The sequence below is a fragment of the Mycobacterium rhizamassiliense genome (genome assembly GCF_900157375.1).
Lineage (GTDB): Bacteria > Actinomycetota > Actinomycetes > Mycobacteriales > Mycobacteriaceae > Mycobacterium > Mycobacterium rhizamassiliense.
Genome location: NZ_LT721901.1, coordinates 1,554,459 through 1,578,952 on the forward strand (window position 1 = coordinate 1,554,459; position 24,494 = coordinate 1,578,952).

General features: G+C 62.5%; 20 protein-coding genes. 14 read left to right on the top strand and 6 right to left on the bottom strand.

Annotated features, from left to right (window positions below):
- Positions 1-212: 212 nt before the first annotated feature.
- Complete coding sequence (locus tag MRAB57_RS07610) at positions 213-1,124, bottom strand: SAM-dependent methyltransferase (protein ID WP_077087029.1); 912 nt, start codon at positions 1,122-1,124, stop codon at positions 213-215.
- 252 nt (positions 1,125-1,376) lie between these two features.
- Between MRAB57_RS07610 and MRAB57_RS28485 the strand changes: the two genes are divergently transcribed.
- On the top strand, positions 1,377-1,541 hold the full coding sequence (locus MRAB57_RS28485; RefSeq protein ID WP_157900572.1) for a hypothetical protein: 165 nt from the start codon (positions 1,377-1,379) through the stop codon (positions 1,539-1,541).
- A 50-nt stretch (positions 1,542-1,591) separates the two neighbouring features.
- Here MRAB57_RS28485 and MRAB57_RS07620 read toward each other — a convergent pair whose 3' ends face one another.
- Positions 1,592-2,374 (bottom strand): alpha/beta hydrolase, encoded by a 783-nt coding sequence (locus tag MRAB57_RS07620; protein ID WP_077087030.1) that lies wholly within the window; start codon positions 2,372-2,374, stop codon positions 1,592-1,594.
- A gap of 256 nt (positions 2,375-2,630) precedes the next feature.
- Here MRAB57_RS07620 and MRAB57_RS07625 point away from each other — a divergent pair, with 256 nt between their 5' ends.
- Positions 2,631-3,524 (top strand): alpha/beta fold hydrolase, encoded by an 894-nt coding sequence (locus MRAB57_RS07625; RefSeq protein ID WP_077087031.1) that lies wholly within the window; start codon positions 2,631-2,633, stop codon positions 3,522-3,524.
- A gap of 254 nt (positions 3,525-3,778) precedes the next feature.
- On the opposite strand, the gene MRAB57_RS07630 is transcribed toward MRAB57_RS07625, so the two are convergent.
- Positions 3,779-5,746 (bottom strand): flavin-containing monooxygenase, encoded by a 1,968-nt coding sequence (locus MRAB57_RS07630; RefSeq protein WP_077090453.1) that lies wholly within the window; start codon positions 5,744-5,746, stop codon positions 3,779-3,781.
- A 293-nt stretch (positions 5,747-6,039) separates the two neighbouring features.
- On the opposite strand from MRAB57_RS07630, the gene MRAB57_RS28490 reads away from it, so the two are divergent.
- A complete protein-coding gene (locus tag MRAB57_RS28490; RefSeq protein ID WP_157900573.1) occupies positions 6,040-6,186 on the top strand; it encodes a hypothetical protein in 147 nt (48 codons plus the stop codon).
- Positions 6,187-6,293: 107 nt separating this feature from the next.
- Here the strand turns inward: MRAB57_RS28490 and MRAB57_RS07635 are convergent, their stop codons facing one another.
- Positions 6,294-7,229: a metal-dependent hydrolase gene (locus MRAB57_RS07635; protein WP_077087032.1), complete on the bottom strand. Its 936-nt coding sequence runs from the start codon at positions 7,227-7,229 to the stop codon at positions 6,294-6,296.
- Between the two features lie 222 nt (positions 7,230-7,451).
- Between MRAB57_RS07635 and MRAB57_RS07640 the strand changes: the two genes are divergently transcribed.
- Positions 7,452-9,263, top strand: a complete 1,812-nt coding sequence (locus tag MRAB57_RS07640) for an N-acyl-D-amino-acid deacylase family protein (protein ID WP_077087033.1) — start codon at positions 7,452-7,454, stop codon at positions 9,261-9,263.
- 134 nt (positions 9,264-9,397) lie between these two features.
- Positions 9,398-10,081 (top strand): TetR/AcrR family transcriptional regulator, encoded by a 684-nt coding sequence (locus tag MRAB57_RS07645; protein WP_083743326.1) that lies wholly within the window; start codon positions 9,398-9,400, stop codon positions 10,079-10,081.
- A gap of 342 nt (positions 10,082-10,423) precedes the next feature.
- On the opposite strand, the gene MRAB57_RS07650 is transcribed toward MRAB57_RS07645, so the two are convergent.
- A complete protein-coding gene (locus MRAB57_RS07650) occupies positions 10,424-11,011 on the bottom strand; it encodes a TetR/AcrR family transcriptional regulator (protein ID WP_077087034.1) in 588 nt (195 codons plus the stop codon).
- 165 nt (positions 11,012-11,176) lie between these two features.
- On the opposite strand from MRAB57_RS07650, the gene MRAB57_RS07655 reads away from it, so the two are divergent.
- The gene (locus tag MRAB57_RS07655) at positions 11,177-12,919 is read left to right on the top strand and encodes a DUF3556 domain-containing protein (RefSeq protein WP_077087035.1); all 1,743 of its coding nucleotides are present in this window, start codon (positions 11,177-11,179) and stop codon (positions 12,917-12,919) included.
- A 159-nt stretch (positions 12,920-13,078) separates the two neighbouring features.
- Positions 13,079-14,776: an acyl-CoA synthetase gene (locus tag MRAB57_RS07660; protein ID WP_077087036.1), complete on the top strand. Its 1,698-nt coding sequence runs from the start codon at positions 13,079-13,081 to the stop codon at positions 14,774-14,776.
- A 12-nt stretch (positions 14,777-14,788) separates the two neighbouring features.
- Here MRAB57_RS07660 and MRAB57_RS07665 read toward each other — a convergent pair whose 3' ends face one another.
- Positions 14,789-15,415 carry a TetR family transcriptional regulator gene (locus MRAB57_RS07665; RefSeq protein ID WP_245835868.1) on the bottom strand — a complete coding sequence of 209 codons (627 nt, stop codon included), beginning with the start codon at positions 15,413-15,415 and terminating at the stop codon, positions 14,789-14,791.
- Between the two features lie 370 nt (positions 15,416-15,785).
- On the opposite strand from MRAB57_RS07665, the gene MRAB57_RS07670 reads away from it, so the two are divergent.
- The 7 genes from MRAB57_RS07670 to MRAB57_RS07695 all read left to right on the top strand — a co-directional run bounded on the left by MRAB57_RS07670 (position 15,786) and on the right by MRAB57_RS07695 (position 24,454).
- Positions 15,786-16,652 (top strand): amidohydrolase family protein, encoded by an 867-nt coding sequence (locus MRAB57_RS07670; protein WP_077087037.1) that lies wholly within the window; start codon positions 15,786-15,788, stop codon positions 16,650-16,652.
- A gap of 6 nt (positions 16,653-16,658) precedes the next feature.
- Entirely contained in the window at positions 16,659-18,890 is a 2,232-nt protein-coding gene (locus tag MRAB57_RS07675; RefSeq protein WP_077087038.1) for an acyl-CoA dehydrogenase family protein, read from the top strand.
- A 216-nt stretch (positions 18,891-19,106) separates the two neighbouring features.
- The gene (locus tag MRAB57_RS07680; RefSeq protein WP_077087039.1) at positions 19,107-20,297 is read left to right on the top strand and encodes an amidohydrolase family protein; all 1,191 of its coding nucleotides are present in this window, start codon (positions 19,107-19,109) and stop codon (positions 20,295-20,297) included.
- 37 nt (positions 20,298-20,334) lie between these two features.
- A complete protein-coding gene (locus tag MRAB57_RS28495) occupies positions 20,335-20,628 on the top strand; it encodes a hypothetical protein (protein ID WP_157900574.1) in 294 nt (97 codons plus the stop codon).
- A gap of 33 nt (positions 20,629-20,661) precedes the next feature.
- Entirely contained in the window at positions 20,662-22,242 is a 1,581-nt protein-coding gene (fadD1, locus tag MRAB57_RS07685) for a fatty-acid--CoA ligase FadD1 (protein WP_077087040.1), read from the top strand.
- Between the two features lie 104 nt (positions 22,243-22,346).
- Positions 22,347-23,411, top strand: a complete 1,065-nt coding sequence (locus tag MRAB57_RS07690; protein ID WP_077087041.1) for a phosphotransferase family protein — start codon at positions 22,347-22,349, stop codon at positions 23,409-23,411.
- 5 nt (positions 23,412-23,416) lie between these two features.
- Positions 23,417-24,454 (top strand): TIGR03857 family LLM class F420-dependent oxidoreductase, encoded by a 1,038-nt coding sequence (locus MRAB57_RS07695; RefSeq protein ID WP_077090455.1) that lies wholly within the window; start codon positions 23,417-23,419, stop codon positions 24,452-24,454.
- Positions 24,455-24,494: the final 40 nt, after the last annotated feature.

Consider the following 24,494-nt stretch of genomic DNA (forward strand, 5'->3'; position numbering starts at 1 on the left):
GGTCGGTCCACTCGCCAACAACAGCTCCGGATCCTGATCTCGAGCTGCACGGACGATTGACATGACACGCCTAGCTACTTTGACAAGATGTCAGCGTGTCGCGAAGGCTTGTTAATCTTCGCTGCATAAAGCAAGTTCGGCGGTATTTGACCCTGACTTGAGTGCGGAACTCCTTGAGGGCGATCCCACTTGTCTCGCGCTGCCGTGTGACGTTAGCCCAGTGTTGCGACGGTGTAGTGGGCGCGAAGCAGTCCGGCAGCGGCGTCATCGTGGTGGAAGGTCATCTTGTTTGCGGCGAATCTCTGCTCGGCGGTGTGGGTTTGGATCTGCCAGCCGCGGGCGCTGAGGTAGTCGCCGATGTTGTTGCGTGGGCCGAGGTAGATCATGTCTGAGGGGTCTTTGATGTCTACCCCGTTGGAGCGTTGCCGTTCAGATCGCGAAACTTCGCGGCTGCGGTCGTTGCTGGTGATGTTCAGGTCGGGATGCCAGTCGATGGCGATTCGACTAGCCGTGGCGCTCAGGTCGGTGATCGTGTCCAAGAACCGGTCTTGGGCTTCAGCGGGCAGGTAGCCGTGTAGGCCTTCGGCGATCCACGCGGTCGGCCGACTGGTGTCGAATCCATGCGTTAGTAGCGCAGAGGGCCAGTCCAGGCGCAGGTCGATGCCGATACTGTGCAGGCGCGCGGTCGGTGTCACTTTCATGTCAGCGAGCGTCCGCGACTTGAAGTCGATGACCTCGGGCTGATCCAACTCGAAGACTGTGGTCCCCGCGGGCCACTGCATTCGGTACGCTCGCGTGTCCAGGCCGGAGGCCAAGATGACGGCTTGTCGTAGTCCCGTACCGGTCGCGTTGAGAAAGAACTCGTCGAAAAACTGTGTGCGAACGGCTATTCCGTCGGCCATCACCGAGAGGTCGAATGAGTCCGTTTCTTCGCCCTCGAGTTCTCCGTCGGCCATTTTCAGGTAGTAGTCGACACCGAGCGCTTCCACCAGTGGACGCGCGAATGGATCTGAGATGAGCGAATCAGCGCCCTTGGACGCCAAGGCGCGAGCCGCAGCGATCCCCGTCGCCGTCGTGCCCACTCCGGTCAGCAGATCCCAGCTGTCGTTGTCCTCGCGTCGCATCGTTGCCCTCCCTTGCTCGACAGGTGTCATCGCGCAGCGACTGCCTAGCATCCCGTCGACTATCAGTTAGTTGCACTAACTATATCACGAACCGAACGATGCCTGGCACACGTGACGGCGAAGATGCCTGGCCGCCAACGAATCCGGACCGAGCCTCAACGCGCATCAAGTTCGATACCGAGTTCTTCGAGCTCACGTTCGGCCCAAAAGATTCGACCCGAATACTCCAACGGCTTCTCGCAGGCGGCGAGGATGGGTGTGCCCGAATCGATGATGATCCCGATGGGCATTCCCACCCGGATGCTGGCCTATCCTCGACGGCTACTCTCTGGGGAACCCACCCGCGACAAATACCTGATCGTCGACGGCGGCGCACTCGCAGGCACCGGCGCCCACTCCTACACCGCCGGCAGTTGACTGTGTGGCGCGGTCGAGGGCATGACGAATTAGCCGCCGAATCGCGCGGATCAGAGGTTCTTCCTCACTAACCACTCGCAAATGACCTCGGCGACGTCCTGCCACCTCGGCTCGAGCATCATGTTGTGCCCCATTCGGGGGAACAGCGTCGCCTGCGTCCCGTAGGCGCGGGCGGTGGCGTGGACCTCATCGTTGGTAAGCGTGCCGTCGTCCTCGCCGCCGAGTACGAGCATTGGCGTGGAGACCAAGTCAGGCTTGGGCAGCCGGAAAACGGCATCGAGGAAAGCGGCGCGCAAGCTCTCCCGCTGGCAGCGTGCGGCGGTTGCTTCGACGATGGGGTTGGGGGTGTCCCTACTAAACAGCGCTGCGCGGGGGCGCCGGGTGAAGACCTCATGGTTCTGGCCGCGGGCGATTGCGCGCATCGAAATAAGCGGGTGGGTGCGCCACACCCGAAGCGCGCAGCGCAGGACGCCCCGAGGCGGTACAGACGCCATGAGGACTGCCGCAGGCATGTCGTCGCGGTGTTCAAGATACTTCTGGATGATGAAGCCACCCAGTGAATGGCCGACGAGTATGGGTCGGCCGCCGAGTTGCTTTGCGGCCGTATCTATATCGTCGACATAGTCGGCGACGGAGAGCTTGCGCAGCGGCTTGTCGGACGCGCTGCCGCCGTGCGCGCGCAGGCTCAGCGCGGCCGCGCGGAAACCGCGGTTGGCGAAATAGTCGAGGAAGTGCTCGTTCCAGCACCACGCGGCGTGATGTCCCCCATGGACGAACAGCAGCGGTGTTTCGTGCGCACGCGTGGTGAGCCCCTTGTCGATGATCTCCAGCATCCGCGCTCCCGCCGGTTAATAAAAACGTCCGAATGCCGTCGTCGACCGTAGTGACGTCGAACTCGAACACCCAGCCTGGACCATACACACACTCGCACTGTCTAATCGCGGGTTTTGTGGCGTGATCTCCGCTTCGCGCTTGCGCCATGAGCGTGCTCGACCATACATTTACCCCCATGCGTCTACCGTCGCGCGTAGGTCGGCCAACGTGACAAATCAGCCCGAGGTGTTGGAGGTCGACCTAGGACATCTCCGAATGAGCGCATTGGCATGGGGTCCCGAGCGCGGGCGACTCGTCGTCTGTCTGCATGGCTTCCCCGACAGCGCATGGAGCTGGCGCCACCTGGGCCCCATTCTCGGCGCCCAAGGACTTCGTGTCGTTGCACCATTTACCCGCGGCTACGCTCCGACGAGCCTGCCTGGCGACGGGGACTATCACATCGGTGCGCTGATGTATGACGCCGCGGCATTGTGCCGATCGCTCGGCGGTCAGGGCAGCGCGGTGCTCATCGGACACGACTGGGGCTCCTACACCTGCAACGGACTGGCAGCCCATCCGCGCTCGCCATTCGCCGCCCACATCAGCATGTCCGTGCCGCCGATCAAGGGAATAACGCCCCGGCGCAACACTGCGCGACTGTACGTGCCGCTGATGGCCCGGCAACTGCGAATGAGTTGGTACATCATGTTTTTTCAGCTGCCGTTTCTCCCGGAACGGTTGATGCATCGAATCATTGGCCGGCTTTGGCGCGACTGGTCACCGGAGCTTGTCGATCCCGCCGACGTCCATGCTGCACTGGCGGCGCTGCCGACGCTTCGACACCGGGCGGCCGCCCTGGCCTACTACCGGTGCATGGTGCGCAATACGCGCCCGCTGGCGGTCTATGCGGACATGCACGCCTATAGCAGAGCCATGCCGCGGGGTCGATTCCTGTACCTGCACGGCACTCGTGATGGCGCGTTGCATCCAGGCTTCGTGCAGATACTCGCCAGAGCCCTGCCTGAGGACGGCGCACCGGTCATGATTGAGGGAGCTGGGCACTTCATCCAGATCGAACAACCCGCGGTGGTAGCCGGCCACATCCTCGAATTCTTGGCTGGTGACACCGCGCATCCCAGGCCGCCGGGCGACCAAGGGCAGGTGGGCTGATCACCGCGGGACTGACTTCATTGCAAAAGCTGGTCACCGGACCAGCACTCGGGAACCCTTGCGCCACCGGCGTTCCTGGTTGTCCCTGTGCTCGGCGGCTACTCCCCCGCGCGGGCGCACATGGAATGTGCGGCTACCAGGCGGCCCGCCACGCTCTGGCCCATCTTGCGCGCAGGACATGACCGCTCGACTCGAACTCACGGCTGCAGCTCTCGACCGTCCCGCCATCGTTTCCTCCGCTCCTGCTGACGCCGTCAGGATTGCAATTCGTAGTCGTCGGGGTTGGGACGGTTGGTCCAGTTCCAGTAATCGAAGATGCGGAAGCCGTAGAGCGTGGGCACTGTGCCTGAGGAGTTCTTGTAGTAGCTGGCCACTGCTGGGTGGGTGTAGACCATGGTCTTGAGCCGCTCTTGGTTGCGGCGGTTGTAGTCGGCGCAGACCTCGGCCCGGGGCACCGCATACCGCGCGTTGTTGGCCAGCACCATGTCGATGCAGCCCAGGATGTAGCGCATCTGGCACTCGGAGTTGTAGATGATGCTGGCCCCGTTGACGGCGTTGGTACCCGGTCCGAACATGCAGAAGAAGTTCGGGAATTTCGGGACCGTGACGCCCAGGTATGCGTAGGGCGCATCACTCCAAGCGTCGTTGAGGGCGAGTCCGTCCAGGCCTCGGACGTTGATCGGCCCGAGTTGGTGGTTGACGTCAAAGCCGGTGGCCCAGATGAGCACGTCGGCTGGGCGGTGCACGCCGTCGATGGTCCTGACCCCGTCGGCAGTGATTTCGGCGATGCCGTCATTGATGAGTTCGACGTCGTCACGCTGCAGCGTGGTGAGCCAGGTTCCGTTGTCCTGCAACGTCCGTTTTCCCATCGGCGGGTAGTTCGGCGTCACCTTTTTCAACAGTTCCTCGTCGCTACAAAAGACCCGCATCCATGCGATGAACATCTCGCGGATGCCATGATTGGCCGCACTGGAAGACAAGCCGCCGCTGTCCCAATCAGGGTCGATCGTCACCTGCTCGTCCAGCGCGTCGGCGATCGGCCACCACGAGACGAACCGGAGCCACCGTCCGTAGTACGGCAAGTGGCGGATCGCCCACCTGGCTGGATCGGGAATGGCAGCGTGGTAATTGATGTTCGGCGCCATCCACTGCGCAGTGCGCTGGTAGACGTCGACCTGCGCGGTCTGGTCCGCGATAGCGGGCACGAGCTGAAAGCCGCTGGCCCCCGCGCCGATGACCGCCACCCGCTTATCCGTTAGATCGACGTCGTCGCGCCAGTCCGCGGTGTGGAAGGCCGGGCCCTCGAAATCACTGGCACCCTTGATGTTCGGGACCACCGGGTTGCTGAACTGGCCGACAGCACAGATGACCGCGCGCGCGGTCAACGATTCGTCGCGGCCGTCGTCCGTACGAATGGTCACCTGCCAGCTGCCGGTCCGCTCATTCCATTGCGCACGAGTCACCTCGGTCTGAAAGCGCACGTGAGGAGCAATGTCGTAGCGCTCCATGACATCGTTGAGGTACTTCAGGATCTCCGGCTGTTCGGAGTAGTAGTGCGACCAGTGATCGGTTGGTTCGAATGAATACGCGTAGTACTGGTTGGCGATGTCGACGCGGCAACCCGGGTACCGATTGGCCTGCCAGGTCCCACCGACACTCGCCTGCTTCTCGATGATCGTGAACGGCACGCCGGCATGCTTGAGCTTGATGCCCGCGAGCAACCCAGCTTCGCCGCAGCCGATGACGACCACGGGGAACTCGCTGCGCTGTTCGGCTGTGGAGGCGAGCACTGGGCCGCGTTGGTCGGCGTCACTGAACCGCAAGTCGGCGGCGACGTAGTCCAGGTATTCGGCGGTGACCTGCCCGGCGGACATGACGTTGAGCATCGTCTGTAACTGGGCTGCGTCCGGGACGAACGGCGGCGGGCAGCCTCGATCGCGGTAATCGCAAATCACGTCGAACGCCCGATCGCGCACCGCCTGCTTGTCCGGCTCACTCATGCCGCCCTGCAGGTCCATGGCGATGAGCATGAACGGCTTCGGTAATTCGTCCAGCAAGCCCACGTCGCCGGTCATGTGGACCATCGACATCAACAGCGACGGGACACTCGCCTCAGCCACCGCCGCCCTGATGACGTCGTCGGAGTCGTTGAATGGCAGGCCAATCAGGCGGGTCATCTCGTCTGTCGCGAGGGCGTCATCGCGCGCCGTGACATGAGTCATTGCGCCACCATACATACTTAATTCCGTGTATGGCCGCGATCAATTCGAACTAGGTAACGCGGTCTTGAATCGCCGTGGCAGCGCCGGGGCGTGCTCACCACGCTGAACATGTCGATCAGGTGTGCTGCCGAAAGCCCTCGGGTAGGCCACCCAGATAACCCGTTCCTGTCTCTAACGCCGGCCGACGCGTCTGGAAGCAAGGCTGGCTCATCGCCCGCCGCGACGACCCCACCCAGATCCCGGCAGGGCAGACCGCGACTACTTCGGGGCGTTGGACGTCGGGGGGTACCTGAGTGTTCGCAACGGTGTGCTGGATCGCGGCACTGCCCGACTATCTGGACGCCACAAACGGATTCACCGCAGCAGGCGAGCGGACCGGCTCGCTGCCATTCGCCGTCATCCTGACCGTCGTGACTATCGCGCTGACCATCGGCGCATAGTTGGCAACGCCCGCCGGGTCAGCGTGACCGAACCCGTCCAGGGACCGATGCCGGCGCGAACTTGGACGCGTTGCGACACAATGGAACTCCCTCGTGGTCGCTCGGTCTCAGGCGAGTCGGGATCCAGCCGGCTGATCGAAGAACGTGGTCATGTCAACGCCGCGCTCGTATTCGGCCATCCACACCGCGGCCCACTCCGGCAGCGGCTGGTCGGCCGGATTGTGATACGGGGCCTGCGAGGCGATCAACCGGCCCACCATCGCGACCAGTTCCCGCGAGGGCACATCGTGAAATACCGTTGGCGGCCATGTGTTTCGTGACGGTCCCAGGAATCGGGGCCGTAGCCGAGCCTTCACCTCTCCCAGCGCCATATACGACGTCATCGCCGTATATGCGGACATTCCACGTTCGGCCTCGGGTACGTGTCGATCGAAACCGCGGGCGATCACGTCGACGACCGCGAGCACGTGCTTGGCCGTCGCCCGGGCGTACTTGGTTCTCGTCCACCGGCTCGGCGTCAAGTGCTGACAAATGATCAGCCCGGAACTGCGGTGCTCGATCTCCTCGACGAAGTGCCACAAGATGAGCGCTGCGATGCGTGGATCGCCGCCACCGAAGATCGAGTGACGGTGATCGAGAAACATCTTGAACAGTGGGGTGAACGTCGCTTCGATATTGGCGACGTAGGAGACATGGAACTGCGTGGAGTGGGTCGCCAACAGATCGTCAAACAGGTCCGAGACCTCGCGCTGGGTCTCCTTGAGCCCCGGGTACTGCTTGATCAAGGTGTTCATGTGCTTGCGGTGCGCCCACGAGTGCTGACCTTCCTGCCGCGCGAAGGCGTCGGCCTCCTCAGCCACGGCAGGATCGGTGATCAGGTCTTTGGCGTCTCGCAACGCGCTGATGATGTACTGCTCGAACGGCACGGCAAAAAACGTGAACACGTTGCCGAAGATCCCCGCCACCGGGTTCGCAGGCTGCCACTGAAACGGCACCGATGCGTCGAAAGTCCACGGAAGCTTGCGGATCACCAAGTCACTCATAGGGCCACACATCCTCTCGGACAGGCTTCGTCGCCGTCACGTCATCGAGCATACATATCGCATGTTTTGTATGGTGTGGTCCGACTCTAAAGGTCGCAAGCTGCCCGCGCAAGATTGGTGGGGTTTTGCACCATCCACTTGCCGCCGCGCGTATGGTCGACCTTGACGGGCGAGCCGCGCCCTGACGCGACTGCTCCTCCGACGGCGAAGGGATTTCGGGCTGTGCCCTACGACACGATCATCCGCAACGGACGCTGGTTCGACGGGACCGGTGCCCCCTCGGCGATCCGCAACATCGGTATTCGCGGCGGACACATCGCCGCAGTGTCGGGCACTGACCTCGACGAGGACGGTTGCCCTCACGTCATCGACGCCACGGGCCAGTGGGTGCTGCCCGGGTTCCTCGACATTCATACCCACTACGACATCGAAGTACTGGAGGGCCCGGGCCTGACCGAGTCGGTCCGCCACGGCGTGACGACGGTGGCGTTGGGCTCCTGCTCGATCTCAACCATTCACGTGAGCGCCGAGGAGGCCGGAGACTTATTCGGCCGTGTCGAGGCGATACCCCGCGAGCATGTGATCAGGTCGCTAGGCGCGCACAAGACGTGGAACTCCGCTGCGGACTACATCGCCGCGATCGAGGACCGGCCGCTGGGCCCGAATGTGTGCTCATTCATCGGGCATTCGGATATCCGCACCGCCACCATGGGCCTGGCGCGCTCGACCGACAACCACATCGCCCCCACCGCAGCCGAGTTGGCGCGCATGGAACGAATGCTCGTCGAGGCATTGGATGCCGGATTTGTCGGGATGTCGTCCAACCAGCTGAAGTTCGACAAGCTCGACGGCGTCCTCTGCCGATCTCGCACGCTGCCATCGACGTACGCGAAACGACGCGAATACCGCCGGCTGAACAAGTTGCTGCGGGCCCGGGGCCGCGTCCTGCAATCCGCACCGGACATCAACACGCCGCTGAACATGGCCTTACAGGCGCTGCAATCCGTGGGGTTGTTCCGCAAATCGTTGAAGACAAGCCTGCTGGCTGCCGCCGACGCCAAGTCCAATCCCCTGGCGCCGTACATCCTCAAGGGGCTGGCCGGGGTCGTCAACGCTTTGGGCGCTAACTTCCGTTTCCAGCACCTCCCAGTGCCTTTCACCGTGTACGCCGATGGAATCGATTTCGTCATCTTCGAGGAATTCGGCTCCGGCCAGGAAGCGATGCATCTGAAGGACTGCGTCGAACGCGACGAGTTGATGGCCGACCAGGCCTACCGGCGCCGATTCCGCAAGGACTACGACCAGAAATTCGGCATCCGGGTATGGCACCGCGACTTCTTCGACGCCGTGATCACCGATTGCCCCGACCCGTCGGTGATCGGCAAATCGTTCGGTCAGGTCGGCGTCGACCGCGGCGGCATCCATCCGGTCGACGCGTTCCTCGACCTCGTCCTCGAGCACGGCGCCGAGCTGCGCTGGTACACCACGATCTCCAACCACCGCCCCGAGGTGCTCAAAAAGCTCGCCACCGAGTCCTACATCCAGTTGGGATTCTCCGACGCCGGAGCCCATCTGCGAAACATGGCGTTCTACAACATGGGTTTGCGTCTGCTCAAGCATGTACACGATGCCGACGAGGCCGGGCGGCCGTTCATGACGGTGGAGCGCGCCGTGTACCGGCTGAGCGGTGAAATCGCCGACTGGTACGGGATCGACGCAGGGCACCTGCGCACCGGTGACCGGGCGGATCTCTCCATCATCAAGCCCGAATGCCTCGACGCCGCGCTGGACGAGTACGCCGAGGAGCGCATCGACCAGTACGGCGGGCTATCGCGCATGGTCAACCGCAACGACAACGCCGTCACCGCGGTTTTCATCAGCGGTCAACAGGTGGTCGCCGACGGCAAGCCCACGCGTCTTCTCGGGACCGTGCGCACCGGCAGCTTCCTGCGCGCGGGCCGAGAGTCGCCTGCCGTTCCCCCTAACGCCGCAGTCCCGGCATCGTTGTCGACCGCCCACGGGTCTGGTGACTGACCCGCCCCGGATGACAATGACCGTGAGAGCACGAAACCGGCTTTGAGGACGACGATCGCCCATGTGGTGGTCGTTAAGAATTGGCTTACTCGCGGTAACGTTCTGGGAGTGACGATGCGGGACGATGGTCGCTGATGCGTACTCATGGGTGGTCCGGTGCCACGCCAGCCGATGACGATGAGGCGGTTGCCCGCATCTTGGAAGCGGCGCGTCGCAGGATCGACCAGTCCGGCAGGGACTTCGGCATTTCCGACGTGGCCAAAGACGTCGGCGTCACCCGCCAAACGGTCTACCGCTATTTTCCCAGTACCGAAGCACTCTTGTTCGCGACGTCGGTTGCGGAGGCGGCCCCATTCCTGGATAGCCTGGCCAAGCATGTCCGCAAGATCCATGACCCGGCCGAGGCTGTCGTCGAGGGAATTGCTCATACGTTGGAACGCCTGCCCCACGAAACCTATTTGGGTCTTCTGCTGACCCCAGGGAGAGCGAGCGCCTTCTCCGCCGGAGTCACCTCTGACATGGCAATGTCGTTCGGCCGGTCGTTGCTCGAGCGTTTGGACGTGGACTGGACCAGCGTGGGCATCACCGACGACAACATGGATGGCCTCGTCGAGTTCATGCTGCGAATCTTTCAGTCACTGGTCATTGATCCAGGCCGACCTCCGCACCACGGCCAAGAGCTGCGGCAATTCCTGCGCCGCTGGGTGGCACCGGCGATCAAGTCGGGAGCTACGATCACGCGGCCAGCCCGACGAGCCGGCGCCAAGAGACCAAGCTCACGAACAGCGGCGGCAACGAAGCGCAAGGTCGCGACCTGAACGACGGTGGTAGAGGGCGGCCACGCAGTCCGAGCTGCCCCAATTAGTTCGTGGGCAGCCGACGCACTCGCCTGTCGCGAATGCTTCGTCAGCGGATGTCCTTGCGGTCACAGCGCTGACGAGCCCGAAATCACTTGGACGACAGCGCATCTGACCCACTGTCTCCACGTCGCATGCATCGGGTCACTCGTCATTAATCGACACCGGCCGTTCGACGCGTCGCAGTCAGTGGTCTGAACGGGCCCGCGTCACAACAGCACGATGGCGATGCCCTCCTGTTCGGAGCGCCGAAACACAAGAACCGTGATGACAGCATTGACAATCAATGTCGCCACTGTCAATCTAGATGGACTCGGAGGGGAGTCCGAGGGCAGGGACGAGTACCCGGTGCAGGTAGCTCCGAAGAGAGTCCTGCGACCGCGTGGCAGTGCTCTCAAAGGTCAATAGCGACAAAAGAAATCGCATGTACGTCTCGGTCATCTCATCGAGCTCGGACTCCCTATCGGGGAGATAGGAAAGGATCGGCTCCAGAAAATGGCGGACGGTGGCAACCACGTCGGGGGTCAAGACTCTCGCACGCGCGGCCGGCCCTTCAAGGACGGCGACCACCGGCGAGATCGCCGGGTTCCGTTTGAATTCGGAGTATGCCGAGACCAGGAGTTCGACGACGAACCCGGCGGCCGTCGTATTTTTGCGAGCAACGGCCATGATCCGCTCGGACGCGTCGGAGGCCTCCTTCTCCAACGCTTCGACGATGATCTCGTCTTTGGTCGCGAAGTATTTGTAGATCGTCTGACGCGATACTCCCGACTCGTTGGCGATCGTCGTCAGCGACGTTCGCTCCAACCCGACGGTGGCCAGGCATCGGGACGCGGCATCAATGATGTGGGCGCGGGGATCGGCCGGCGTGCCGTGCTGACGCCACGCCACTCGGCGCGGAAGTCCCTCGGTCTCACCCACTGTCGTCTCCCACTACATACCGCTGATGCGGTGCCTGGTGCTTGCATCATGTCAGGTCGACCACTCGGTGGGGGCGGTAGGCGGCAGCGACACCTCGCGGGCACTGACCAACTGGTGACGCGAAAGGTGCACTAGATGGGATTCTTCGCACCCAACCTGCCGACGCTGAACATGGATGAATGGGCCAGATATTCACGCGGTGAACGGATTCGAAGGATGGCAGCGCACTGGGCTGAGTCCGGCGCCGGAACACCCGCCGTGTTGCACGCCTTCTATCTCTTCAAGATCGCTCTGTATATCCTGGCCGGCTGGTCGTTCGCGCTGGCGACCAAGGGTATCGACGGCTTCACCAATGTCGGCCAGTGGTGGTCTGAGCCTATCGTCTTCGAGAAAGTCGTCCTCTACACGATGCTGTTCGAAGTGATCGGCCTTGGTTGCGGATTCGGCCCGCTGAACAGCCGCCTCTGGCCCCCCATGGGGTCCATCTTGTACTGGTTGCGCCCCGGCACGATACGGCTACCTCCGTGGCCCGACCGCATCCCGCTGACCCGCGGTAGTACCCGAAGCCCCGCCGATGTCGCGCTCTACGCGGCATTGCTGGTGTTGATCCTCGTTGCGCTGTTTTCCGACGGCACAGGTCCGATCCCCGCGCTGGGTACCGACATTGGTGTGCTTCCGCGCTTACAAATCGTGGCCATCCTGGCCGTGCTGTGCGTGCTCGGTCTCCGCGACAAGGTCATCTTCCTGGCCGCGCGCGGCGAAGTCTACGGAAGTCTGACGTTCGTCTTCCTCTTCGCGGGCACCGACATCATCGTCGGCGCCAAGCTCGTCGTGCTGCTCATCTGGATCGGCGCAGCGACCTCGAAGCTCAACAGGCACTTCCCTTTTGTTGTCGCTTCGATGTTGTCGAACAATCCTTTCATCGCATCCAAGTGGGTTAAACGGAGGCTTTACAAACAGTATCCCGACGATCTGCGGCCCGGCCTGTTGGCCGATGCCATCGCCCACATGAGCACCGTGATCGAGATGGGAGTGCCTGTCGTGCTGTTCTTCTCGCACGGAGGCTGGGTAACCACGCTAGCGGCATTCGTCATGATCGTCTTCCATCTCAATATCGTCTTCGCCATTCCCATGGGGGTGCCCCTGGAGTGGAACGTATTCATGATCTTCGGCATGTTGACGCTGTTCGTAGCGCACGCCGGGATCGGACTATCTGACCTGAACAACCCGGTTCCCGCATTGTCGCTGTTCGCCGTAATGGTGATCTGCATCGCCACAGGAAACGTGGCACCCCGCAAGGTGTCGTTCCTGCCGGGCATGCGTTACTACGCCGGCAACTGGGACACCTCGCTGTGGTGCATCAAGCCCTCGGCGCAAGAAAAGCTTGACGCACATCTGGTGGCCATCCCGAATATGCCGAAGGCGCAGCTCGAGAAGTTCTACAACAACGCCGAGCGCGTCGAGGTGTCGAAGTACCTGGGCTTCGCGTTCCGGGCGATGTTCGCAATGGGCCGAGGGTATTTCACGTTGCTCGATCGCCTCGTTCCCGTCGACCAACAGGACGACTATGTCATCGAGGACGGAGAACGCATCGCCACCTTCGCACTCGGCTGGAACTTCGGCGACGGGCACTTCCACAATGAGCAACTGATGGCTGCTATGCACGAGAGGTGTGGTTTCGAGCCCGGCGAAGTGCGGGCGGTCATGATCGACGGCCAGCCGATCCACCGCCAAAGGCTGCAATACCGGCTCGTTGACGCGGCACTCGGCGAGCTCGAAAGCGGCCATTTCGAGGTGCGTGAACTCATCAAGCGCCAGCCATGGGAAGCCGACGTGCCACTTCACGTTCGCAGTGGTGGCCAGCTCAACACTGCCTGAAACCAACGCTGTGAGAAAAGATTTCGATGCAGTGATCGTCGCGGCGTCGATACCGCCCCAAGCGTGGGCTCATGGAATGTGCGGTTACCGCTTTGCACACCAAGCACTTTCGCATCGGAAACAAAATCACCCAGGTGCTACTTCACACATAGGAGGGCTGTGAACGACAACGTCGGATTCAATCTTTCGACGGTATTCGCCGAGGTCGCGGCCGTGATCCCCGATGCCACCCTGCTGGTCTGGCGAGACCGCCGCTTCACCTACTCCCAAATGGACGCGCGCATCGACGCAGTGGCACGCCATATCGCCGGCGCGGGCCTGGGCTGTCACACCGAGCGCATCGCCCTGGCAGGCCACGAATCCGGCCAGGATCACCTGGGGATCTATCTGCGCAACGGCAACGAGTACCTCGAAACGATGATCGCCAGCTATCGGGCGCGGGTGGCTCCGTTCAACGTGAGCTTCAGGTACGTCGACGAAGAGCTGATCTACCTCCTCAACGATGCAAAGGCGAAGGCTCTGGTGTACGCCGCCGAGTTCGCACCACGTGTGGAGGCGATCCGAGCGCAGGTCCCCACCCTCGAGATCCTGATCCAGGTCGATGATGGGTCAGGCAACGCACTGCTGCCGTCCGCGGTCGATTACGCATCGATCCTCTCGACGCCGGTGCCGCCAGCAGGCATGCCGATCCCAAGCCCTGACGACCTCTACATCCTCTACACCGGCGGCACAACCGGGATGCCCAAGGGCGTCCTGTGGCGACAACACGACATCTTCATCTCGTCGATGGGTGGTCGCCCATTCGGCAGCGAACGCACACTCTCGTCATACGCCGAAGTGGCCGAGCAGGCACGCAACTCGCCGGGTTCGATGTCGCTGCTGATGATTCCGCCACTCATGCACGGCGCCGCGCAATGGGCCGCCTATAACATCATCACCATGGGAGGTCGGTTGGTCTTTCCTGACGACGTGGACCGGATGCACCCCGACCGGGTCCTGCGCTTGGCAGAACGCGAGAGGGTGCTGAGCATGCCGATCGTCGGCGACGCCATCGCCCGGCCACTTCTCGACGAAATCGAGAGGGGTGACTACGACTTATCCGGACTGTTCGTCATCAGCAACGGCGCAGCGCCGCTGACACCGTCTGTGCGCGCTCGCCTCCTGGCAGCATTACCTCACATCACGGTGACCGACTCTGTGGGCTCCTCTGAGACAGGTGCCCAGATGACCGCCGCGGGCAGCAACGAAGACGCTTCCGCTGCACCGACATTCGCGCCACTGCTCGACACTTCGGTCGTCTCCGACGACCTGAGCCGCGTATTGGAGCCCGGCGAGGGCGAGGGATGGCTGGCGCGCCGAAGCGTCATCCCGCTGGGTTACCTGGGCGACGAAGCGAAGACCGCGCGCACCTTTCCGACGGTCGGCTTCACGCGGTGGTCGGTGCCGGGCGATCGCGCCCGGTTGCGCGCCGACGGTCACATCGAATTGCTGGGCCGAGACTCGGTCACTATCAACTCCGGCGGGGAGAAGATCTTCGCCGAAGAGGTCGAGCGCGCGATGGCAGGGCACCCGGCGGTCTACGACGTCGTCGTGGTCGGTCGACCGTCTGAACGCTGGGGTAGCGAGGTCGTCGCGGTGGTTCAGGTCGCCGACGGCGTCGTCGTCACTGATGACGATCTCCTTGAGGAGGCCGGTAAGCACATCGCGTCCTACAAGCTGCCCAAGCTGATTGTGCGCACCCCCGCAATTCTGCGTTCCCCGGCAGGTAAGGCCGACTATCGCTGGGCGGCAAAGGCTGCCGCAACGAACGAGGCCGCAGAGCTATCCAAAGCGAAGGCCTCACGGGCCGGCCGCTGAGGTGACGTGCTCTTAGGGCCGATTCCTACGCCCATCACGCCCCGGCTGGCGTGCATTGCGCGTGGCTGGATCAAGTAAGGCACGCGCAGTCCACTCTACGTGTGTTCGCGACTCCTGAAGAGACATACGCCCATTCAGCATGCGGGTGATGGCGCTCGTCAAGGCGGCGTTGAGCGCGAAACTCAGACTCGGTATGTCCTGAGGCGGCAAGCCATCAAGCAGCCGCTCAAACATCTCGGCGTTCGTCAGGTTCATCCGGTCGATCGTCGCAACGACATCCGGATCGGTTGACGTCATCATCTGCAGCATCAGCGCGGTCATCTCACGATTGCGACTGAACGCACGCTGGGCTCCGTGAAGATAGACCAGCACACCTGACAGCGGATCCTGGTCGTCCCGCTGACTCGAGGACACTATGCGCCGCGTGAGGCGTTCCTGCCACGCTTCGAGCGCGGCCGCAAGCAGGTGCTCCTTCGACCGGAAGTACCGATACGCCGTCGCCAGACCTACGCCCGACCGTTGAGCGACGTCACGCATTTGCACCGCTTCGTGTCCCACGTCTGCGATCGCATCAACAACCGCCTCGAGAATCTTCGCGCGTCGTATGAGCTGACGGCTCGTCATGCTGGCCAGCGGCACGACGTCGGCGGTGACGTCATTTCTCCGCCCGTGGCTTCTAAGTGCCTGCGGCTCATCTGCTCTTGCCGCAGGCGGCCTGGTCAGCCCGCCGCGCGCCCGTTGTGCAGGTGCGTTCTCGTCGACGGCACTACCTCCGATTCAGACTCCGCAAGCTAGAACACATTTATCATCCAAGTGACAGCATACGATGCTGCGCCTAAATACGCGGTTATCAGTCCAGCTAGAGCATCTACAGTGTTGACAAAAACGAGAACACTGTTTCACTATCGAAGATAGACTGGCGTTCCTATCACCGCCTAGAACCAGCGCTGCCCCGCCTCTCAATCGCCGCGAACCTGGCAGGGCTCGGTGCCGATGATCGGAGTAGCAAATGGCCGGACCACACGGGCTGCCCGTGATCGACACCATGATCGGTTTCCCCAAGGAAGGCTTCGAACAGTACGACTTCATTCGACAGCAGACCAAGGACCGTGAGTCCAAAGAGAACCTCGAGTTTCCTGTTGAGTACATGTTCAAACAGGTGCCCAAGGAGTTGGCTGCGCATGATCCGATCTCCGTGACACTGCACCAGATGGATCAGTTTGGCGTCGAGAAGGGCATGGTCGGCGTCTCAGACGAGACCGCTCAACTGGCCCTCAAACGACATCCGGATCGATTTATCGCCTCGGGCGCCATCTTCGATCCCAACGACGTGGTCGGATCCGTGCGGACCATCCGAAGCGAGCACGAAGAGTTCGGCATCCGGGCGACGTCAGTGTTTCCTGCCGGGGTGTTCCCGCAAGTGCCCATCGACGATCCGAAGATGTACCCCATCTATGCGACGTGCGTCGAACTGGGCATCCCGATATTCGTCTGTGCCGGAATACCCGGCCCACGAGTACCTTTCGCGTGTCAGGAAGTATCGCGCATCGACACGGTGATGTTCGACTTTCCTGATTTGGTGTTCGTAACCCGACACGGTTGCGAGCCATGGGAGGAGCTGGCCGTCAAGCTGATGTTGAAGTGGCCCAACCTGTACTACTCGACATCAGCATTCGCCCCCAAGTACTACCCGAAGGCCATCGTCGACTACGCCAACACCCGCGGTAGCGACAAAGTGCTCTACGCCGGATACTTTCCGATGGGGCTATCACTTGAACGCATTTTCCGTGACATGCCCGGGGTGCCATTCAAAGACGAAGTCTGGCCGAAGTTCCTCTACGGCAACGCTGCTCGTATCCTAGGTCTTAGGGGCTGACCCACGATGCCGCTGGCAATAACCGAAGAACAGCACCAGCTTGCCGCGGCCGTCCGCGAGTTCGCCGCGCGCCACGCCCCCCGTGACAAAGTCCGCACGCAGTTCGCGACCCTGGCCACCGGTCAGTTGCCCTCCTGGTGGACAGAATTCGTTGATATCGGCTTTCCTGCGGTCCATGTGCCGGAAACGCTGGGCGGCCAAGGTGGTTCCCTAGCCGATATGGCCTGCGTGCTCGAGGCGGCAGCCACCGCGCTGTTACCAGGCCCGTGGCTCAGCACTGCCACCGCAGCCGCTGTTGCGTTGTCCGGCAACATCAGTGACGGCAACGGCGCCGAAACCCTGTTGCGGGATGTGGCCGCCGGCGCCACCGCAGCCGTGGTACTGCCCGAGCATTCAGATTTTCGCGCCCGGCCCAACGAAGCGGGCTGGTTGTTGACGGGATCTTCGGGCTTGACTCTTGGCATCTGTTCGGCTCGAAAGATACTGCTACCAGCCCAAACTGATGAGTGTGGCGTGGTGTGGCTCGTTTTGGACACGACGGCGGGTTCGTTGACAGCACAGCCGCGGAACGGGACCGACCTCTGTGGCGATGTTGGTGTACTGGACATCAACGACCATCAGGTGTCGACCGAGTTCGTTCTCGGGGACATCGACAGTGAGCGCGCGCGCTGCATCGTGGTGACCTTTGCCGCGTGTGCCGCCGCCGGAACCGTCCGGTGGAGCCTCAATGCTGCCACCGAGTACCTCAGCACTCGCGAGCAATTCGGCACGCCGATCGGGACATTCCAGGCGATGCAGCACAAAGCGGCGACGCTACTGGTGAACACCGAGCTCGCCGAGGCCGCGGCATGGGACGCGGTCCGTGCAGCAGATGAATCCCTCGAACAGCACCGGCTCGCGGCGTCGTCGGCCGCGCTCACCGCGCTGGCGCCCGCCCCAGATCTTCTGCTGGACGCCCTGCTGATGTTCGGTGCGATCGGCTTCACCTGGGAGCACGACCTCCACTTGTACTGGCGGCGCGCCACCAGCCTGGCGGCCTCGGTCGGACCAAGTGTGCGGTGGAGCCGCGAACTCGGAGCATTGAGTCAAACTGCGCAGCGGTCAACATCTTTGCACCTAGGCGAGGAAGCGCCCGGCTTTCGCACCGAGATCGCCGAGCTCTTAGACCACGCGCTCACATTGACCAATCACGGCCCTTCTCGCCAGGATCAGCGTCCCGAATTCGACATCGGACCGCGGCGCGACTTTCTCGCGGAGTCCGGCCTGGTGGCGCCTCATCTCCCGCGACCATGGGGGCTTGCTGCCACCGCGCTGCAGCAGGTGATCATCGCCGAGGAATTCGAAAAACGGCCCGAACTCATCCGGCCCAGTCTGGGCATCGCGGAGTGGATGGCACCCACCATCCTCGACGCAGGTACCCAGGCGCAGCAAGACCGGTTCGTGGGGGCCACCCTGCGGGGGGTTCTGCAGTGGTGTCAGCTCTATAGCGAACCCGGCGCCGGCTCCGACCTTGCGTCGCTAACGACTAGGGCCAGTCGTACAGAAGGTGGCTGGCTCATCAACGGACGGAAGATCTGGACGTCGCTGGCGCAATACGCCGACTTCGGCGCACTGCTCGCGCGCACCGATCCGGATGCGCCCAAACACCGTGGGCTGAGCTACTTCCTGGTCGATATGCAATCGGAAGGCGTCGAAGTGTCGCCGATTATGCAGGCCAACGGGAGCGACAAATTCAGCGAGGTCGTGTTCACCGACGCCTTCGTTCCCGACGACATGATGGTGGGCGCGCCAGGAGGAGGATGGGGCTTAGCCGTCGGAGCGATGGCAGTGGAACGAACCGCGATCGGCGGCTATGTCGCGATGAACCGCACGGATATCGTGCGCCGTGCGGCCCAGTCCGAGGGACTCGATCACGACGCCGCCGTGCGTGCGCTCGGGGAGATCGAGGCCTACGCGGGTGCGCTGAAGGCCCTGGTCACCCGCGAGACGCTTCGACTAGTGCAGGGCAACAAGCCCGGCCCCGCCTCGAGCGTCGCCAAGGTCGCCCTGTCTGTTCTGATCCGGCGCGCCGCAACCGCGACCCTGGCCAACACCGAGCGTGCCGCGATGGTCCAGGATTCGGATCCAGATGTGTTCACGCCCTACTTCGGCCTGCCCTCCGAACTGATCGGCGGTGGCACCGTCGAGATCCAGCTCACCGTAATAGCCCAGATGATCCTCGGACTGCCTCGCAAGTGACGAAGTCCGCGGCGCCACGGCGACCCCTCGTCCGTAACTGTGTTCTCCGCACTCGGCACTAACGTACGGGCAGCCACTGCAAACCCAGGTATTTCTCCAAGTCAAGACAGTGCACGGGGGTTGCCACAGCTGAAACATTGTTCTAGTTTGAACGTACCGCCGTGGGCGAGACGGTCGCCATCGTCGCGCCCGGGCCAGTGAAAGGACACCCCCGCCATGACCGAACTCGACTTCCAGTTCTTCGACTGCGACAACCACTACTACGAGGCGCTCGACGCGTTCACCAGGCACATCGAGCCTGAATACCGCAAGCGCGCGATTCAGTGGGCTCAGCTCGACGGCAAGCAACGTCTCCTCGTCGGCGGCAAGGTGAACCGGTTCATTCCGAATCCAACCTTTGACCCGGTGGCCAAACCCGGCGCGATGGACGAGTACTTCCGCGGCCGCAATCCCAAGAGCGCCGATATGAACCAACTTTTCGGTGAGCTGGAGCCGATCCCAGCGGCATACCGCGATCGCGACGCTCGGCTCGCCCTGATGGATGAGCAGGGAATGCACGGTTGCATCCTGCTGCCGACTCTGGGTGTCGGCATCGAGCAGGCGCTGCTGCACGATCTCGACGCCTTGGCGGCGACGTTTCGCGCCTTCAATCGGTGGATGGACGAGGACTGGGGATTTGCCTACCGGGAGCGCATTTTTGCCGCTCCCTACATCACGCTGTGCGATCCGCAGAACGCCGTCCGGGAACTCGAATGGGCCCTGGAGCGTGATGCACGTTTCATCGTCATGATTCCCGGGCCGATCGCGACCGCTGTGGGGATGAAGGCCCCGGGTGATCCGATGTTCGATGAATTCTGGCAGCTGGCAAACGATTCCGGGATCACCGTGACCTACCACTCGGGCGAGACGTACTACTCCAAGTACCTGACCGCGTGGGGCGAAGCCGACTACATCATGTCCTTCCAGTCAGCGATCGGGTTCCGGACGCTGTTCTCAGGCAACGCACTGCAGGACACCTTCGCAAACTTCCTGCTGCGTGGACACTTCCATAAGTTCCCGAACCTGCGCATGGCCTCAATCGAGAGCGGGTCGGAATGGGTGTTCCACCTGTACGAAAAGCTCACCAAGGCCTACGGCATGATTCCGCACATCTACAAGGAAGATCCGCGCGAGACGTTCCGGCGGCACGTCTGGGTTTCCCCCTTCTACGAAGACGAACTCGCCAGCTTGCTTCAGCTTGTCGGTCAAGATCACATCGTGATGGGCTCGGACTTTCCCCATGTCGAAGGCCTGGCAGTCCCGGCCTCCTACATCAAAGATCTGCAGAACTTCGACTACACCCCGGAGCAGTGCCGCATCGTCATGCGCGACAACGGTATCGAGCTGTCGATCCGCCGTCCTGCGTGACGGCCGCATCGGCGCTCCTAGACGATGTGAGTACGAGGTGAAAATCGGCAAGTCAGGCTTGGCGGCAGTCCTGCTCGAAGGCGGCGAGGAAACTGCGGCGGTGCTACTGATCCGCTCACCGCTACCCGAGGAATTGGACACCGAGCGAGATCTTGATGGGCTTTCGCAGCTCGGGCTCGATATCGAGGCCGTCGACGAACTGATCGCCATGGCCGTCGAACGGGGGCAAGCCGACGATGGTGATGGAGAACGGTTCCAGCACACTCTGTCTCGGCGGTATGCAGACCTCGTCCAACACTGGATCGCCGGGCGTGCAGGCGGGCAGTCCTAGCCGCAGCCCGCTAGTAGGGAAGGAACATTCGCGTTGAGCGACACGCTTCAGCAAGTTCTGGCTGCTCGGAAGTCCGAGGAGGGCGTCGCGGTGAAGTACGGCGACCGCTGCTGGACGTGGAACGAGTATCTGTCCGGCGCCGAGAGCCGGGCGGCCGCCCTCATCAGGATGGCCGATACCGACCGACCGTTCCATGTGGGGGTGCTGCTCGGCAACACCCCCGACATGCTCGAGCTGATGGCGTCAGCAGGCCTGGGTGGTTATGTGCTCTGTGGCTTGAACACCACCCGACGCGGCGAAGCCCTGGCCGCCGACATCCGCCGGGCTGACTGTCAATTCGTCGTAACCGATGCAGCGCATAGGCCGTTGTTGAGCGGACTCGATCTCCGTGGGATTCGAGTGTTCGACACCTCGACGCCGGAATGGCGGACGATGATCACCGAGTCCCTTGGTGAATTCACCCCCTACCGTCACGTGGAGCCACTGGACACCTTCATGATGATCTTCACCTCCGGAACCAGTGGCGATCCAAAAGCTGTACAGGTATCACACTTCATGGTGCTGGCTGCCGGAATGGCCCTCGCGCAACGCTTCTCGCTGTCGCACATGGACACCTGTTATGTGTCGATGCCGCTGTTTCATTCCAACGCGGTCGTCGCCGGATGGGCACCGGCGGTAGTGACGGGCGCGGCGCTAGCTCCCGCCAAGTTTTCGGCATCACGTTTTCTCGACGACGTCCGCCGGTACGGAGCCACGTACATGAACTACGTCGGCAAACCCCTCGCCTATATCCTGTCGACTCGGGAACGTTGCGACGACGCCGAGAATCCGTTGCGGGCTGCTTTTGGCAACGAAGCCAACGAAAAAGACATCGGCGAGTTCAGCCGGCGGTTCGGCGTCATCGTCGAGGATGGCTTCGGCTCCACTGAGAACGCGGTTCACGTCATTCGTGAACCGGGAATGCCCAGCGGGTCTATTGGCAAAGGCGCACCGACGGTAGCCATCTACAACAGCGAGACGATCAGTGAGTGCCCGCCGGCACGCTTCGACGAGTCCGGCGGGTTGCTGAACGCCCACGAGGCGATCGGCGAGCTCGTAAACACCACCGGCGGAGGCTATTTCACCGGGTATTACAACGACCCTGAGGCGAACGCCGAACGGATGCGCCACGGCTTCTACTGGTCGGGCGATCTGGCCTACCGGGACGAGCAGGGCTGGATCTATCTGGCGGGCCGAACTGCCGATTGGATGCGCGTCGACGGGGAGAACGTGACGGCCGCTCCGATTGAACGGATCCTGCTGCGCCACCCAGGGGTGAACCGGGCCGCGGTGTACGCGGTGCCCGATGAGCGGGTCGGCGACCAGATCATGGCTGCCATGGTTCTCTACGATCACGGTGGTCTTCGCCCTGCCGATTTCTCGGCTTTCCTTGCGGCGCAATCGGACCTGTCCCCCAAATACTGGCCGCGATACGTGCGCATCGCATTGGCCTTGCCGACGACCGCAACGCACAAGACGTTGAAGCGGCAGCTCATCGCCGAGGGACCCGTCGCCGGCGACGGCATGCTGTGGACCCGCGAACCGCGGGGAACCGAATACCGCCGAATCGAATAGTCGGGTCCGCGGTTGACCAGACGCCAGGTCACCGGCACGTCGCATTTCCACACGGCAGGCCAGGTGTAGTTCAACGTGTTCTCATGCATTAGGAGTTGCCAGCGATGTCACCAGTAATACCCTCCAGCCCAGGGGAAGTCACCAGATCGTGGCTGGCCGAAGTGCTCGACACCGACGTCCTCGACGTGTCAGTGACGCCGGTGGGCACTGGCCAAACCGGTGCCACCTATCGCGTTACGCCGACCTACTCGGCGGACCGCTGTGGGTTGCCTGACACCTTCATCGTGAAGTTGCCCTCTCAGGACGAGGCCGTCCGCCAGCGCGTGGCAGGCGGGTACCGCTGCGAGTTTGCGTTCTATACCGACGTCGCTGACACGGTGGCCGTGCCGCTGCCACACTGCTTCCATTGCGAAATCGACCGCGATGGAGCAGATTTCGTGCTGCTTCTGTCGGATCTTGCTCCTGCTGTTCAGGGCGACCAAATCGCGGGGTGCAACGCCGTCGAGGCGCGCTTGGCCGTCGAAGCCCTGGCTGGATTGCACGGACCGAGGTGGTGCGATCCCCGATGGCTGGCCTTCACCGGCGCGATGATGCCAAAGCTCGACGCCGATGCAGCGAAGGGAATCGGCGAGCTGGCGATCATGGCAACAGACACGACGCTCGGCATGCTGGATGAGCGGATTACGGCCGCAGACCGCCGGACGCTGTGCGAGGCCGCGGCACTCGTCAGCGCCTGGATTCTCCTTGAACCTCAACGTTTCAGCATCCTGCATGGCGACTACCGGATCGATAACCTGTTGTTCGACCCCGAGCGCAGCAAGGTCACGGTCGTCGACTGGCAGACCATGTCCATAGGCCTGCCTGCACGCGACCTCGCGTACTTCGCGGCGACCAGTTTGCTTCCCGAACAGCGGGCGCAGACCGAGCACGAGCTGGTGGGGGTGTATCGAGAGGCATTGCAGTTGCACGGTGTAACGGGTTACGACATCGACTCATGCTGGCGTGACTATCGGCTCGGAATGCTTCAGGTGCCGCTGATCACTACCCTTGGATTCGCGTTCTCGGCGGCCACTGAACGTGGCGATGAAATGGTGCTGGCAATGTTGTCCCGCGGCTGTCGCGCAATCCGGGAACTGGGCACGCTAGATCTGATTCGGGAGCTGTCGTGACAACGCTGCTGCCAGAACTTGGATGTTACCTGCTGGCCGGTCAGCCACGCTCTGCCAGGGATCTGATCGGCGAGGTCATTGATGCCGAAACACTAGGCCTGGGAACGGCATTCATTTCGGAGCGGTACAACAAAAAGGAAGCTGCTTCGTTGTGCGGTGCCGCGGCCGCAGTCAGCACCGACATTCAGATCTGTACCGCGGCCACTAATCACAATACCCGCCACCCGATGGTTACCGCCGGTATGGCACGCACCATGCAGGATCTCACCGGCGGCCGGTTCACGCTGGGTATAGGCCGCGGCATCGCCGTGCTCCAAGGGATGTACGGAATGACGAACGTCAGCACCGCTCAGATGGAGGACTTCGCGGGATTGATGCGCAGGCTCTTTCGCGGCGAGGCCATCATCGGGCACGACGGACCGGCCGGAAAGTTCCCCGTGCTGCACCTCGACAGCGCACTCGACGAGCACCTGCCGATGTGCGTGGTGGCCTTCGGGCCAGAGACGTTGAAACTTGCGGGCCGCTGCTTCGACCACGTCGTCCTGCATACCTATTTCACAGACGAGACTACCCGCCGGTGCGTGAAGGCGGTGAAGGCTTCAGCAGAGTCGGCCGGACGCAATCCCGACGACGTCGTCGTGTGGTCCTGCTTGGCTACCATCGGCGATCACGTGCCTTACGCTGATCGTCTCCGCAAAACTGTCGGCCGACTCGGCACCTACCTTCAAGGATATGGTCAGCTGTTGGTTGACACCAATGAGTGGGATCCTGCTGCGCTGCAGAGGTTTCTGTCCGATCCGATAGTCAGCGGCGTAGCTGGCCTGGATGTGGTCGGCACGACGGAGCAGTTGGAGCATGCGGCAACGTTGATCCCACAAGACTGGCTAGCGGCAAGCGCCACCGGCACCCCGAAGGACTGTGTCGCGGCGATCGATCGGCAATTCGCGCTGGGCTGTGACCGCGTCATCCTGCACGGGTCCACTCCTATGGAATTGGCACCAATCGTGGCGGCGTACAAGGCCAGTCGCGAGAAGGATGGCTAGTCCACCGTTGTCGTTGGGCTCCACGTAACGTCTTGCGAGA

What these genes read in the sequence shown, in the direction of transcription:
- MRAB57_RS07610 (WP_077087029.1), bottom strand. Translation starts at nt 1,124, where the DNA reads ATGCGACGCGAGGACAACGACAGCTGGGATCTGCTGACCGGAGTGGGC.
- MRAB57_RS07635 (WP_077087032.1), bottom strand. Translation starts at nt 7,229, where the DNA reads ATGAGTGACTTGGTGATCCGCAAGCTTCCGTGGACTTTCGACGCATCG.
- MRAB57_RS28485 (WP_157900572.1), top strand. Translation starts at nt 1,377, where the DNA reads ATGGGTGTGCCCGAATCGATGATGATCCCGATGGGCATTCCCACCCGG.
- MRAB57_RS07645 (WP_083743326.1), top strand. Translation starts at nt 9,398, where the DNA reads ATGCGTACTCATGGGTGGTCCGGTGCCACGCCAGCCGATGACGATGAG.
- MRAB57_RS07620 (WP_077087030.1), bottom strand. Translation starts at nt 2,374, where the DNA reads ATGCTGGAGATCATCGACAAGGGGCTCACCACGCGTGCGCACGAAACA.
- MRAB57_RS07680 (WP_077087039.1), top strand. Translation starts at nt 19,107, where the DNA reads ATGACCGAACTCGACTTCCAGTTCTTCGACTGCGACAACCACTACTAC.
- MRAB57_RS07655 (WP_077087035.1), top strand. Translation starts at nt 11,177, where the DNA reads ATGGGATTCTTCGCACCCAACCTGCCGACGCTGAACATGGATGAATGG.
- MRAB57_RS07690 (WP_077087041.1), top strand. Translation starts at nt 22,347, where the DNA reads ATGTCACCAGTAATACCCTCCAGCCCAGGGGAAGTCACCAGATCGTGG.
- MRAB57_RS07625 (WP_077087031.1), top strand. Translation starts at nt 2,631, where the DNA reads ATGAGCGCATTGGCATGGGGTCCCGAGCGCGGGCGACTCGTCGTCTGT.
- MRAB57_RS07670 (WP_077087037.1), top strand. Translation starts at nt 15,786, where the DNA reads ATGGCCGGACCACACGGGCTGCCCGTGATCGACACCATGATCGGTTTC.
- MRAB57_RS07630 (WP_077090453.1), bottom strand. Translation starts at nt 5,746, where the DNA reads ATGACTCATGTCACGGCGCGCGATGACGCCCTCGCGACAGACGAGATG.
- MRAB57_RS07675 (WP_077087038.1), top strand. Translation starts at nt 16,659, where the DNA reads ATGCCGCTGGCAATAACCGAAGAACAGCACCAGCTTGCCGCGGCCGTC.